Source organism: Leucobacter weissii (assembly GCF_017565745.1).
GTDB lineage: Bacteria > Actinomycetota > Actinomycetes > Actinomycetales > Microbacteriaceae > Leucobacter > Leucobacter weissii.
Genome location: NZ_JAGDYM010000016.1, coordinates 1 through 12,534, shown reverse-complemented (window position 1 = coordinate 12,534; position 12,534 = coordinate 1). Strand labels below are relative to the sequence as shown.

Sequence of the window (12,534 nt, the reverse complement as noted above, 5' to 3'; positions counted from 1 at the left end):
GCTGGATCGCGCATCGCAGGGGTGGTGTCGACGCGTTGCGGGACTTCCTCGAGCGTCGAGAGTCTCAGGGGCGGCCGCCCCGGTGCGCCCGAGTCGACGAGGCGACTTGACATTTTTGATACCCCCTGGGGTATAGTGTTGTCGTCGGTGAAGATACCCAATGGAGTATCCATGGCATCGACTTCGCACGAAAGGAGCGTCACGATGTGCCGAGCTGTGAGGTGCCGCACCTGCGGCAAGACCACCTGGGCGGGCTGCGGCCAGCATGTCGACATGGTCAAGATGAGCGTTCCCGCCGCCGAGTGGTGCAACGGCAAGCATTCCCCGGCTCAGATCGACCGGGCGAAAACCGAGTAGGGCGGGTTCTTCTCCCGGCTCTTCGGTCGTTGAGACGAAAAGGAGACGCGCCGCTATGCTGCTCGAACGCATCTACGACGAGGATCTCGCCCAGGCGAGCTATTTCATCGGCTGCCAGGCGACGGGCGAGGTCGTCGTCGTCGATCCCCGCCGCGACCTCGGCGTCTACCTCGACCTGGCGGCCAAGCACGATATGACTATCGTCGCCGTCACCGAGACCCACATCCACGCCGACTACCTCTCGGGCACGCGCGAACTCGCCGCGAGGACCGGTGCGCGCATCTACGTCTCGGACGAGGGCGGCCCCGACTGGACGTACGGCCCCGAGTTCGACGTCGAGGGTTCGGGCGGCGCCGTCCGCATGACGCACGGGCACCGCATCGAACTCGGCAACATCGCGGTCGAGGCGGTGCACACGCCCGGTCACACCCCTGAGCACCTCTCGTTCCTCGTCACCGATGGCGCCCAGTCGAGCGAACCCGGCTTCATGCTCACCGGCGACTTCGTGTTCGTCGGCGATCTCGGCCGCCCCGACCTGCTCGACGAGGCGGCGGGCTTCGTCGACACGCGCTTCGCAGGCGCGAAGGATCTGTTCGCCAGTCTGCGCGACCGCTTCCTCACGCTGCCCGACTACGTGCAGGTGCTCCCCGCCCACGGCTCCGGCTCCGCCTGCGGCAAGGCGCTCGGCGCCGTCCCCGCGACCACGGTCGGCTACGAGCGCAACTTCGCGTGGTGGGCGGGTTACCTGCGCGACGGGGACGAGCAGGGCTTCGTCGACGAGCTGCTGAGCGGCCAGCCCGACGCCCACGCCTACTTCGCTCGCATGAAGGCGCAGAACAAGCTCGGCCCGGCGGTCATCGGCGAGGCGCCCCGGCTCGTCGAGTACGGCCCGGAGGAGCTCTCCACCGAACTCGCCGCCGATCGCGCGATCCTCATCGATACGCGGCAGCACGGCGAGGTGCACGCGGGCACCGCGGCGCGTTCGCTCAACATCCCCGGTGTCGCGAAGGCCGCCAGCTACGGCGCGTGGGTCTACGATCCCGAGCGGGAGCAGCGACCGCTCGTGCTGCTGGCCGCCTCCCGGGGGGATGCGGAAGAGATGCGCGACCATCTGGTCCGGGTCGGGATCGACACGGTGCGGGGTTTCACCACCTCCCTGACGGGCCTCGAGCTCGTCCGCCCGAAGCTCGTGGAACCGGAGGATCTCGACGGCGTCGAGCCGGTGCTGCTGCTCGACGTGCGCAACCGCACCGAGCACGCCGAGGGGCACCTCCCGGGGGCCGAGCAGCTCTCCGGCGGCCGCCTGCTCTGGAACCTCGATCGGCTTCCCGAGCCGGACAGCGGCACCATCGTCAGCTACTGCCAGAGCGGCGTGAGGAACTGCGTGGCCGCCAGCGCGCTGCGCCGCCGCGGCTACGACGTCGCAGAGCTCGAGGGCGGCTACTCGGCCTGGGCGGCGCTTCCCAGCACTACGCCGGTCACCGCCTGAGCCCGAGGGAGCCCGAGTGGAATCCCAACTCGTCCTCGCGCTCGCACTCGCCGCGCTGGTCGGGGTGTCGCTCGGACTCCTCGGCGGCGGGGGATCGATCCTCACCGTCCCGATCCTGGTCTACGTGCTCGGGATGGGGGCGCGCGAGGCGGTCGCCGCGTCGCTCTTCGTCGTCGGCGCGACGAGTGCGGTCGCCATGATCGCCCACGCCGGAGCCGGGCGGGTGCGGTGGAGGACGGGCGCCCTCTTCGGTCTCGCGGGCATGGTCGGCGCCTTCGCCGGCGGCCTGCTCGGGGGGCTCATCCCCGGCGCGGTGCTCCTGATCATCTTCGCCGCGATGATGATCGTCACGGCGGTCGCCATGATCCGCGGGCGGCGCGGCGGCACGGCCGACGGAGAGGAGGCGCGATCCCTGCCGCTCGCACGCATCCTCATCGACGGTTCTCTCGTCGGCATCGCGACCGGTCTGGTCGGCGCCGGCGGCGGCTTCCTGATCGTTCCCGCGCTCAACCTGCTCGGCGGCCTGCCGATGGCGATCGCCGTCGGCACCTCCCTGCTCGTGATCGCGATGAAGTCCGCCGCCGGGCTCGGCGGCTACCTCTTCTCGGTGCGTCTCGACTGGGCGCCCGTGCTGGCCTTCACGGCGACCGCGATCGCCGGATCCTTCCTCGGAGCGGCGCTCGCCGGACGCCTGCCCGAGCGCGCGCTGCGTACGAGCTTCGGCGTGTTCGTGCTGCTCATGGGCGTCTTCGTCCTGGTGCAGGAGGTCCCGCCCCTGATCGCGCCAGGTACCGCCGGATGATCGCCCGAACGCCCAGGGCACGATGACCCTTGCCCCGCAACTCCCGAACACCCCGCGAAAGGACCGCTCATGCCCCGTTCACTCATCTTCCCCATCTCCGCCGTCGCGCTGCTGCTGGGGCTCACCGCCTGCGCAGCAGCGCCGACGTCGTCCTCCGAGGACGGGACGGAGAGCCTCGACCTCCATGCCGATGCCATCGTCCTCGACGTGCGCACTCCGGAGGAGTACGCGGCCGGCCACCTCGACGGGGCCCGTCTGATCGACTTCAGTGCGGGCGAGGTCGCCGCGGCGATCCCGTCGCTCGATCCGCACGCGGAATACCTGGTCTACTGCCGCTCGGGCAATCGCTCCGGGCAGGCCATCGCGCTCATGGAGCAGGCCGGCTTCACAGACCTGACGAATCTGGGCTCGCTGGAGCAGGCGGCGAGCGTCACCCGACTCGGGATCATCGGCTGACGGGCGTGGCCCGACACCTCACCGACGCTCCGCGCGCCATTCCTCTCCGCGCGACATCTCCCCCTGGCCGAAGAAGACCTCGCCCTCGGACGAGAATTCGCAGGCGTCGAAGGCGTCGCGCGTCGGGGAGTCCGATTCCGATCGGCCCCATCCGCCGCCGATGGCGAGTTCATCGCCCAGGACGAAGCGTTCCCCCTGCCAGGTGATGGCGCCGTCCTCCGGTTCGGACCCGTGCGGGAACGCGATCCCCACGAACTTCCCATCCTCTTCGAGACCGAAGCAGCCGGCGTCGTTCGTCGCGAGCACGCCCCAGTGGAGCGCCTGCATGACGGCCTGGGGCTCCTCCGCTTCGGTCAGCAGCCGGTGCCCGTCCCGTTCGAGCAGAGCCAGGCCGCCGAACTCGGTGCGCGCAAGCTCCGCCGCGGGCGACTCCGCCGGTTCGTCGGCGGGGGTGCTCGTGCACCCCGCCGTTGTCGCGGCGAGCAGCATCCCCGCCAGGGAGAGCGAGAGGACGGAGGTCGGAGAGGAGGCCATGTCGGCCAGCCTACAAGCGGCCGCGGTGCGAGGAGCCTCGGGCGACCGTGTATACTCATAGGCTGTACTTCGGCGAGGGGCGCGCGAGCGCCCGTGATCGACGCGGGTGAGCCTCTGAGCGGGCCTTCTGATGCGCCACGGTGCACGTACATGCACGGCGAGTGCGAGACATTCAAGCAGGCGGGTCCACCCCGCCCCGTTCGGGCGCGAGCCCGCGAGGAGAAGCACATGAGCGACACCAACAAGCTCGACGGAATCGTCCGCGAGAGTTTCGGCAAGGGAGCGGCCCGCAAGCTGCGCGCCGCCGGCCGCACCCCGGTCGTGATCTACGGGCACGGCACCGACCCCGTGCACGCGTCGGTCGAGACCCACCCCCTCGGCCTGATCGTGCGCCACGCCAACGCGCTCATCGAGCTGACGATCGGCGGCAAGAAGCACCTCGTCCTGGTGAAGGACGTGCAGAAGGATCCGGTGCGGCAGCTCATCGAGCACGTCGACCTGGTCGTGGTGAAGAAGGGCGAGGCCGTCGAGGTCGAGGTGCCCGTCATCGTCGTGGGCACGTCGTTCTCGGGCACGAACGCGCTGCAGGAGCTGAACGTGCTGCGCCTGAGCGTGCCGGCCACCAACATCCCCGAGCACATCGAGGTGAGCGTCGAGGGGCTCGAAGAGGGCACGCAGATCCTCGCGGGCCAGATCGAGCTCGCCAAGGACGAGACGCTGCTCGACGATCCCGAGGCGCTCGTGGTGAACGTCGTCGTACCCCGAGGCGCGTCGGATGACGAGGAGACCGAGGCCGAGGCCGAGGAAGCCGCTGCGGAGTAGGCGCCGGAGTCCCCGGGTGCGTCTCGTGAGTCCTCGTCTCTGCGGGACGCGCCCCCGTGCTCTGGCGTAGACGATCTGAGAAGGGCGAGTCGATGGGCGACGGCTGGCTGATCGTGGGCCTCGGCAACCCCGGGCCCAAGTACGAGACGACCCGGCACAACGTCGGTCAACTCGCGCTCGACGTGCTCGGCGACCGCCTCGGCGCCCGCTTCGCGCCGCACAAGACCAACGCACGCCTCGGCGAGGGCCGCCTCGTTCCCGGCGGACCGAAGCTCCTGCTGGCGAAGTCGAACGGCTACATGAACACCTCCGGCGGACCGGTCTCGGCGCTGGCCAAGTACTTCGGCATTCCCGCCGAGCGCATCGTCGTGCTGCACGACGATCTCGACCTCCCCTTCGACACGCTCAAGGTGAAGCTCGGCGGCGGGCACGGCGGGCACAACGGCCTGCGCGACATCGCCAAGGCGCTCGGCACCCCTGACTTCCTCCGGGTGAGGATCGGGATCGGACGGCCCCGGGGGCAGCAGGATCCGGCCGATTTCGTGCTGCGCCCCTTCGGCTCCGTCGAGCGGTCGACGCTCGGAGTGCTGCTGGAGGAGGCCGCCGACGCCGCGACGGCGCTCGTCGAGGACGGACTCCTCGCGACCCAGCAGCGCTTCCACGGGAAGGCGGCCCGGTGAGTCTCACGGGGCTCGAAGGTCTGCTCGGCGAGTCGTCGTCCTTCGCCCGCGCCCTCGACGCGGCGAGCGGCGACGCTGATCTCGCGGCGCCCGAGGCGCTCAGGCCCGCCCTGATCGCCGGCCTGCTCCGCCGCAGAGCCGCCGCGGCGCGCGGCGCCGCCGGTGCGGGAACGCTGTTGCTGATCGCGCCGACGAGCCGCGAGGCCGACGCGCTGCGCACCGCGCTGTGCTCGCTGCTGCCCGAAGCGGTCACGGCCGAGTTCCCGGCCTGGGAGACCCTTCCGCACGAGCGTCTGAGCCCCAGCGTGGAGACCGTGGGGCGCCGCGCGGACGCGCTGCGACTGCTGCGGGACGGTGACGTGCGCCCCGAGGACCGTGACGTGCGCTCCGGGGACGCGGATGCGCGTCCCGCGATCCTCGTCGCCTCGGTGCGGGCCGCGCTGCAACCGGTCTCCCCGCAGCTCGTGAGCGCCAGGCCGCTGACGGTCGGCGCCGGCGAGGAGCACGGGCTCGAGTCCATCGTGCGCGGACTCGTCTCGTTCGCCTACACCCGGGTCGACATGGTCACCCGTCGCGGCGAGTTCGCGGTGCGCGGAGGGATCCTCGACGTGTTCCCGTCGACCGCCGATCAGGCGGTGCGCATCGACTTCTTCGGGGACGAGGTCGATCAGATCCGGCGCTTCGCGGTCAGCGATCAGCGCAGCGCGGGCGACCCGCTGCCGCGGATCGCGCTCTGGCCGGCCCGGGAGCTCCTGCTCACCGACGAGGTGCGCGAGCGCGCGCAGGCGCTCCTGCCGCGCTTCCCCTCGTTCGCGCCGATGCTGGAGAAGGTGAGCCAGGGCATGCCCGTCGAGGGGATGGAGAGTCTGCTCCCGCAGCTCGTCCCCGGGCTGCTTCCGCTGACCGCGCTCGTGCCGGAGGGCGGCGCGATCCTGCTCGACTCGCCGGAACGGATCGCGAGCCGGGCGGTGAGCCTCGCGGAGACCAACCGCGAGTTCCTCGAGGCCGCCTGGTCGGCGGCCGGCGCGGGAGCGGAGGCGCCGCTGGACGACGACCACGGCATGCTGACGGTCTCGGAGCTGCGCGCCGCTGCCGGGGCGCGTCCGTGGTGGACCGTCTCGGGCTTCGTCCACGATCTCGTCGGCACCGATGCGGTCGGTACCGATGCGGCCGGTGCCGCGGGCGAGGACGGAGCCGACACCGCGCAGACTGCGGGCGCTCAGATCGCGGACGCTCAGATCGTGGTGCGATCCGCGCCCCTCCCGAAGCCCGGCCCCGGCGAGGAGCCGACGGAGGCCATGATCCGGCACCTGCGCGAGCGGCTGGGGCAGGACTGGAGCGTCGTGGTGGCGGCGCAGGGGATCGGCCTGGTGGAGCGGGCGCGCGACGTGCTGGCCGAGGCCGGGGTGGCCGCGCGCATCTCCGAACGGCTGTCGGAGATGCTGGATGCCGGCGCCGGGCGGCCGCCCGAGCGTCTGGAGCCGGGCGTCGTCCATCTCGTCCAGGGGACGGCGTGGAGCGGGTTCGAGAGCGCGGAGGCGAAGCTGCTGCTCGCGACGGAGGCGGAGTTCTTCGGGCGCACCGTGAGTCGGCAGCAGGCGTCGGGCCGGCTGGCGAAGCGCCGCGGCAAGAACGTGGTGGATCCGCTGCAGCTCGTCGCGGGCGACTACGTCGTGCACGAGACGCACGGCATCGGTCGTTTCGTCGAGCTGACGCAGCGCATGGTGCCCTCCGGGGCCGGCGCGCCCGGCAAGAAACCGGCCAAGACGCTGCGGGAGTACCTGGTGCTCGAGTACGCGTCGAGCAAGCGCGGGATGCCCCGCGACAAGCTGTACGTGCCGACCGATCAGCTCGACCAGCTCTCGCGCTACGTCGGGGGCGAGGCCCCGGCCCTCTCGAAGATGGGCGGCGGCGACTGGGCGGCGGCGAAGAAGAAGGCGCGCCGGGCGGTGCGCGACATCGCCGTCGAGCTGGTCAAGCTCTACTCCGCGCGGGTGGCGGCCCGGGGCCACGCCTTCTCGCCGGACACGCCGTGGCAGCACGAGCTCGAGGAGGCGTTCCCCTACGCCGAGACCCGGGATCAGCTGACCACCATCGACGAGGTGAAGCGCGACATGGAGCGGCCGATCCCGATGGATCGCCTCGTCTCGGGCGACGTGGGCTTCGGCAAGACCGAGATCGCGGTGCGCGCGGCGTTCAAGGCGGTGCAGGACGGCAAGCAGGTCGCGATCCTCGTGCCGACGACCCTGCTCGTGAAGCAGCACCTCGAGACCTTCCAGGAGCGCTTCGCCGGGTTCCCCGTGCAGCTCCGCGCGCTCAGCCGGTTCCAGACCGACGCCGAGGCGCGCGACACGATCGAAGGGCTCGCGGCGGGCACCGTCGACGTGGTGATCGGCACGCATCGCCTGCTCGCCGACGGCGTGCGCTACCACGATCTGGGGCTGCTCGTGATCGACGAGGAGCAGCGCTTCGGCGTCGAGCACAAGGACGCGCTGAAGAAGCTGAAGACGGGCGTCGACATCCTCGCGATGAGCGCGACGCCGATCCCGCGCACGCTCGAGATGGCGGTGACCGGGATCCGCGAGATGTCGACCCTCGCCACCCCGCCCGAGGACCGGCACCCGATCCTGACCTTCGTGGGGCCCCGCAGCGAGCGGCAGATCGGGGCGGCGATCCGGCGCGAGCTGCTGCGCGAGGGGCAGGTCTTCTTCGTCCACAACCGCGTGCAGTCCATCGGACGCATCGCGGCGCAGATCGCCGAACTCGTGCCGGAGGCGCGGGTCGCGGTCGCGCACGGCAAGCTCGGGGAGCACCAGCTCGAGCAGGTCGTGGTGGACTTCTGGGAGCGCAAGTACGACGTGCTCGTCTCGACCACGATCATCGAGACCGGCCTCGACATCGCGAACGCGAACACCATCATCATCGACGCGGCGGACCGCTACGGCCTCAGCCAGCTGCACCAGCTGCGCGGTCGCGTGGGCCGCAGCCGCGAGCGGGCCTACGCCTACTTCCTCTACGATCCCGACAAGCCGCTGACCGAGCACGCGCACGAACGGCTGCAGACCATCGCGGCGAACAACGAGCTGGGGTCCGGGATGCAGGTGGCGCTGAAGGATCTCGAGCTCCGCGGCGCCGGCAACCTCCTGGGGGGCGAGCAGTCCGGGCACATCGCCGGGGTGGGCTTCGACCTCTACCTGCGCATGATCGGCGAGGCGGTCGCCGAGTTCAAGGGCGAGGGCCAGACCGGGGCGAGCGAGCTGGTGCTCGAGCTGCCGGTGGACGCGCACATCCCGGAGGACTACGTCGAGAGCGAGCGGCTGCGGCTCGAGGCATACCAGAAGTTCTCGGCGGCGGCCCACCCGCAGGCGCCCGACGAATCGGTCGAGCTGGTGCTCGACGAGCTGGCGGACCGCTACGGGACGCCTCCGGAGGAGGTGCGGCGCCTCGCCGAGGTCTCGGCGCTGCGCCGCCGGGCCGCGCGGCTGGGTCTGTCGAAGGTCGTCGCCGCCGGGCCCGCGCTCAGGATCGAACCGGTCGCCCTGCCCGATTCCCGGCGGATCAGGATGGAGCGGCTCTACCCCGGCGCCCGTTACTCGGCCGAGGCGCACACCCTGCAGGTGCCTCTGCCGGGCGCCGCGCGGGCGCTGCCGGGCGGGTCTCGGGCATCCCGCGGTCCGCTCGCGGGTTCCGCCGCGGATGAGACCGACACGGTCGGCTGGGTCGGGGCGGTCCTGGCGGCGCTGCTGGAGGACTGACGGACGTCCCGTGAGCGGGTCCAGAGTCCGTCGAAGCGGTCAGGAACCCTCGTCGAAGCGGCCCCTGAGGTCGTCGAAGGGAGACACGCCCTACTCGCAGAGCAGTCGCAACTCGCGATCCGTCGAACTCAGCACCTTGAGCTGCTCGTTGAGGGCGCCCAGATACTCCGGGGTCTCCAGCAGCGTGGCGGGCGTCTCGATCTCGGCGAAGCCGCTCAGCGCGTCCTGCAGCTCCTCGATCAGCTGGCGCACCTGATCGTTCGTCACCTGCTCCTCGATGGATCCGAGCGCGTCGCCGACGGACGGCGCGAGGAAATCGAAGGAGGGGGTCTTGCCGGCGAGCAGATCCTCCCCGGCCTGCTCGACGCCCGTGCGTATGTCCTCCTCGGCCTCTCCCGCGACCCGCTCGATCTCGGCGCGCGAGATGGCGCAGGCCTCTTCGACGGACTGTTCGGGGGCCATCGTCGGGGGGTTCGTGGTGACGGCCGGATCGGCTTCGGGAGCGCAGGCGCTCAGGACGAGCATCAGGATGATCGCGGCCACGGCGCCACCGGCCCGAGCGGGCGGAGTCTGCGTGATCCTCATGGCTCGATGCTAGCGATCACAGGCTAAGGTTCCCTGTATGAGCGCCCCATCGAACCCGTCCCGCGACGAGCCCGAGTCGACACCCCGGGCGGGCGCCGATCCGTTCGCCGAGCTGCGCGACACCGTGCACCGCCTGGTGTGGCCGGAGGGCTGCGCCTGGCACGCCGTGCAGACCCACGAGAGCCTGGTCCCCTATCTCATCGAGGAGACGGCGGAGTTCGTCGACGCGGTCGAACGCGGGCTGCCGCCCGAGGAGGTCGCGGGCGAGCTCGGCGACGTGCTCTACCAGGTGCTCTTCCACGCGGCGATCGCCGAGCGGGACGGCGAGGGCTACGATTTCGCGGCGGTGGCCGCGGCGCTGAACGCGAAGCTGATCGGGCGGCACCCGCATGTGTTCGGAGACCGCGGCTACATGTCGGTGGAGGAGCTGAACGCCGAGTGGGAGCGGCTGAAGGAGGACGCGGCCGGGCAGCGGCGCGGCTCGCGCGGCGCACTCGACGGGATCCCGGTCGGCATGCCCGCGCTCGCGCGGGCGGCCAAGGTCGTCGAGCGGCTGCGGCGGGCGGGGGCGCCGGTTCCGGAGCCCGGCGCCGGGGGAGCGGCCGGGTCGGACGAACGCGAGCTCGGCGACGCGCTGCTCGCGCTCGTGATCCGGGCCAACGCCGAGGGCGTCGACCCGGATCGGGCGCTGCGTCTGGCCACGCAGCGCCTCGCCGAGCGCCATCCATCCTGATCCGCCGCCCCGACCCTGTGCCGGGGCGTGGAAGAATGGGGGACCATGGCAGCACAGGTGAATCCGCCGCGCGGGATGCGCGACTTCCTCCCCGCCGACAAGGCCCGCCGCGAGCACGCGCTCGGCGTGATCCGCGGAGTGTACCGCGCTCACGGCTTCGACGAGATCGAGACGCCCGTCGTGGAGGACTGGTCGCGTCTGCACGCGGGCCTCGGCGGCGACAACGAGAAGCTCTCGTTCTCGATCCTGAAGCGCGGCATCCGGCCCGAGCAGCTCGCCGCCGCCGCCGAAGCGGGCAACGCCGAGCAGCTCGCCGATCTGGGGCTGCGCTTCGATCTCACGGTGCCGCTGACCCGCTTCTACGCGAGCCATCGCGCCGAGCTGCCGCCGGTGTTCCGGGCGATCCAGATCGCCCCGGTCTGGCGGGCGGAGCGGCCGCAGAAGGGGCGCTACCGCCAGTTCGTGCAGGCCGACATCGACATCATCGGCGAGCCCGGCCTGCTCGCGGAGATCGAGCTGATCACCGCCACTTCGCAGGCGCTCTCCGAGCTCGGGCTCGACGGCTGCGCGATCCGCGTCAACGACCGGCGCATCCTCTTCGGGCTGCTGGGCCACTGCGGTTTCGCCGAGGAGCAGCACGATCGGGCCCTCATCACCATCGACAAGCTCGACAAGATCGGCGCCGCGGGCGTGGTCGACGAGCTCCGCGGTATCGATGCCGCCGCGGCAGAGCGCATCGGCGGGGTGCTCGCGCGGGTCGAGCCGGCGCTGGCGGGCGACGGCATCCCGCTCACGCGCGAGGCGATCCGCGCCGTGCTCCCGGCGGCGGCGCCCGGCTCGGGCGTCGAGGCAGGTGCGGAGAGTCTCGCCGAGCTGGGGGCGGCGCTCGCCGGTGCGCTTCCGGCCGGCGTCTCGCTGCGCTTCGATCCGACGCTCGTGCGCGGTATGGGCTATTACACGGGGACCATCTTCGAGATCGCGCACCCCGGCTCGGGCAGCTCCGTCGGGGGAGGCGGCCGCTACGACGGCATGGTGGGGCGCTTCCTCGGCCACGAGGTGCCTGCGGTGGGGTTCTCGATCGGCTTCGAACGGGTCGTGGATCTCATCGAATTGCCGGGCGACACCGGCCCGGAGGCGATCGCGCTGATCCACGATGCCGACGCGTCGCCGGCGGATCTCGCGGCGGTGAAGCGTGAGCTCGTGGCGCGCGGGCACCGCGTGCGCCTGGAGCGTCGCCAGAAGAATGTGCGGGCGCTGCTGGATCGCGTCTCGGCCGAGGGCTTCACCCGCTTCGCGAGTGTTCCGGCGGGCCTGCGCTCGGCTGACGATCTCGAGCTGCGCGCGCTCGAAGCCTGAACCACCGGATGAGGGGCACTTCGCCGCTCACAGGTGGTCCGTTTTCGCGAGTTCTCCACAGATTCCGTCGATTCGACGTTCCCAACCGTGCAAGGTGCGACAGTGGCACAGCGTTGCTGGTCATTCAGCGGCCGAAGCCGCAGAATGGGAGCATGACCGTGACGGAACCGCAGGTGTGGGTGCTCATCGGAGTGTTCGCCGCCATCATGCTCGGTGGTTTCACCCTGACGACCACGTTGATCCTGAACGCCATGAAAGCGGGCTTCACAGCGGTCGACGCCAAGTTCGAGGCTGTCGATGCCAAGTTCGAAGCGATGGACGCCAAGTTCGAGGCGGGGTTCGACGCCGTAGGCGTCAAGCTCGAGCACCTCGACCGTGACGTGTCAGCACTCATGCGTCACACGTTCGGGATCGCGGAGTAGCCCGCCGCGCGGCGCGGTCGCTCCATCACGCGCGACCCGATTTCGGCATTTTCTCCGGTCCCGACTGGGACGGCGGAAGCCGTCGGCGCAGCTGGCGCGCGAGGACTTCTGAAGCGTTTGCGCCGTATCGATGATGTGATTAAGCTGAAGCTGGCCTTCATCGGATGTGCGTGGCACCGGTCGATAGTGATCGTGTCGTCGCGCTCGGCCTCTGCGTACGCGCGCATGCTCCGGTGGCGGGAGTGGTGTGAGCGATGGGAGCGGTGATGCGAACTCGGTTCGGTGCGTCCGGCGGCGGCGATTCGGCTCATGGGGCGGGTGGTGCCCGATCTCGTCGTGCGCACGCACTGATGCCGCTTCGCCGACCATGGGCGGTCGCGGCGGTGTTCGCGGTGGTCCTGGGGCTGGTCGTGACGGGTGCTCCGGTTGCGGCTGAGGCGGCGTCTGCGGTGGTGCGGGTGGTGTCGGTGTCGCAGGCGGATGCGCAGGGTCGGGTGTCGGTGCGGGTGGCGTGTCCGGCGACGGGGAAGTTGAAGAAGAAGC

Annotated in this window: 13 protein-coding genes; 11 read left to right on the top strand and 2 right to left on the bottom strand. The window is 71.1% G+C overall.

Annotated features, from left to right (window positions below; translation table 11 throughout):
• Positions 1-204 precede the first annotated feature (204 nt).
• From J4H92_RS13510 to J4H92_RS13495, 4 genes are all read left to right on the top strand, one after another.
• Positions 205-357, top strand: a complete 153-nt coding sequence (locus J4H92_RS13510; protein WP_208098717.1) for a hypothetical protein — start codon at positions 205-207, stop codon at positions 355-357.
• A 55-nt stretch (positions 358-412) separates the two neighbouring features.
• Positions 413-1,846 (top strand): MBL fold metallo-hydrolase, encoded by a 1,434-nt coding sequence (locus tag J4H92_RS13505; RefSeq protein ID WP_208098716.1) that lies wholly within the window; start codon positions 413-415, stop codon positions 1,844-1,846.
• 16 nt (positions 1,847-1,862) lie between these two features.
• Complete coding sequence (locus J4H92_RS13500; protein WP_208098715.1) at positions 1,863-2,648, top strand: TSUP family transporter; 786 nt, start codon at positions 1,863-1,865, stop codon at positions 2,646-2,648.
• Positions 2,649-2,717: 69 nt separating this feature from the next.
• On the top strand, positions 2,718-3,104 hold the full coding sequence (locus tag J4H92_RS13495) for a rhodanese-like domain-containing protein (protein WP_208098714.1): 387 nt from the start codon (positions 2,718-2,720) through the stop codon (positions 3,102-3,104).
• 18 nt (positions 3,105-3,122) lie between these two features.
• Here J4H92_RS13495 and J4H92_RS13490 read toward each other — a convergent pair whose 3' ends face one another.
• Positions 3,123-3,638, bottom strand: coding sequence for a hypothetical protein (locus J4H92_RS13490; RefSeq protein WP_208098713.1), 516 nt, complete (start codon positions 3,636-3,638; stop codon positions 3,123-3,125).
• Between the two features lie 228 nt (positions 3,639-3,866).
• Between J4H92_RS13490 and J4H92_RS13485 the strand changes: the two genes are divergently transcribed.
• The 3 genes from J4H92_RS13485 (at position 3,867) to mfd (ending at position 8,895) form a co-directional block, all read left to right on the top strand.
• A complete protein-coding gene (locus J4H92_RS13485) occupies positions 3,867-4,460 on the top strand; it encodes a 50S ribosomal protein L25/general stress protein Ctc (protein WP_208098712.1) in 594 nt (197 codons plus the stop codon).
• Between the two features lie 92 nt (positions 4,461-4,552).
• Complete coding sequence (pth, locus tag J4H92_RS13480; RefSeq protein ID WP_208098711.1) at positions 4,553-5,140, top strand: aminoacyl-tRNA hydrolase; 588 nt, start codon at positions 4,553-4,555, stop codon at positions 5,138-5,140.
• Entirely contained in the window at positions 5,137-8,895 is a 3,759-nt protein-coding gene (gene mfd / locus J4H92_RS13475) for a transcription-repair coupling factor (RefSeq protein WP_208098710.1), read from the top strand. Before pth ends, mfd begins: the two co-directional genes overlap by 4 nt.
• Before the next feature lie 90 nt (positions 8,896-8,985).
• Here the strand turns inward: mfd and J4H92_RS13470 are convergent, their stop codons facing one another.
• Positions 8,986-9,480 carry a basic helix-loop-helix domain-containing protein gene (locus J4H92_RS13470; RefSeq protein ID WP_208098709.1) on the bottom strand — a complete coding sequence of 165 codons (495 nt, stop codon included), beginning with the start codon at positions 9,478-9,480 and terminating at the stop codon, positions 8,986-8,988.
• Between the two features lie 37 nt (positions 9,481-9,517).
• Here J4H92_RS13470 and J4H92_RS13465 point away from each other — a divergent pair, with 37 nt between their 5' ends.
• The 4 genes from J4H92_RS13465 to J4H92_RS13450 all read left to right on the top strand — a co-directional run.
• Positions 9,518-10,213: a MazG nucleotide pyrophosphohydrolase domain-containing protein gene (locus tag J4H92_RS13465; protein WP_208098708.1), complete on the top strand. Its 696-nt coding sequence runs from the start codon at positions 9,518-9,520 to the stop codon at positions 10,211-10,213.
• Positions 10,214-10,258: 45 nt separating this feature from the next.
• On the top strand, positions 10,259-11,569 hold the full coding sequence (gene hisS, locus J4H92_RS13460; protein WP_208098707.1) for a histidine--tRNA ligase: 1,311 nt from the start codon (positions 10,259-10,261) through the stop codon (positions 11,567-11,569).
• A gap of 152 nt (positions 11,570-11,721) precedes the next feature.
• The gene (locus tag J4H92_RS13455) at positions 11,722-11,991 is read left to right on the top strand and encodes a hypothetical protein (RefSeq protein WP_243752388.1); all 270 of its coding nucleotides are present in this window, start codon (positions 11,722-11,724) and stop codon (positions 11,989-11,991) included.
• A 350-nt stretch (positions 11,992-12,341) separates the two neighbouring features.
• A partial coding sequence (locus J4H92_RS13450) for a hypothetical protein (RefSeq protein ID WP_208098706.1) occupies positions 12,342-12,534 on the top strand: 193 nt, incomplete at its 3' end.

Bases quoted from the DNA above. Each gene is read 5' to 3' on its own strand.
- J4H92_RS13510 (WP_208098717.1), top strand. From the start codon at position 205: ATGTGCCGAGCTGTGAGGTGCCGCACCTGCGGCAAGACCACCTGGGCG.
- J4H92_RS13505 (WP_208098716.1), top strand. From the start codon at position 413: ATGCTGCTCGAACGCATCTACGACGAGGATCTCGCCCAGGCGAGCTAT.
- J4H92_RS13495 (WP_208098714.1), top strand. From the start codon at position 2,718: ATGCCCCGTTCACTCATCTTCCCCATCTCCGCCGTCGCGCTGCTGCTG.
- J4H92_RS13490 (WP_208098713.1), bottom strand. From the start codon at position 3,638: ATGGCCTCCTCTCCGACCTCCGTCCTCTCGCTCTCCCTGGCGGGGATG.
- J4H92_RS13485 (WP_208098712.1), top strand. From the start codon at position 3,867: ATGAGCGACACCAACAAGCTCGACGGAATCGTCCGCGAGAGTTTCGGC.
- pth (WP_208098711.1), top strand. From the start codon at position 4,553: ATGGGCGACGGCTGGCTGATCGTGGGCCTCGGCAACCCCGGGCCCAAG.
- J4H92_RS13470 (WP_208098709.1), bottom strand. From the start codon at position 9,480: ATGAGGATCACGCAGACTCCGCCCGCTCGGGCCGGTGGCGCCGTGGCC.
- J4H92_RS13465 (WP_208098708.1), top strand. From the start codon at position 9,518: ATGAGCGCCCCATCGAACCCGTCCCGCGACGAGCCCGAGTCGACACCC.
- hisS (WP_208098707.1), top strand. From the start codon at position 10,259: ATGGCAGCACAGGTGAATCCGCCGCGCGGGATGCGCGACTTCCTCCCC.
- J4H92_RS13455 (WP_243752388.1), top strand. From the start codon at position 11,722: ATGACCGTGACGGAACCGCAGGTGTGGGTGCTCATCGGAGTGTTCGCC.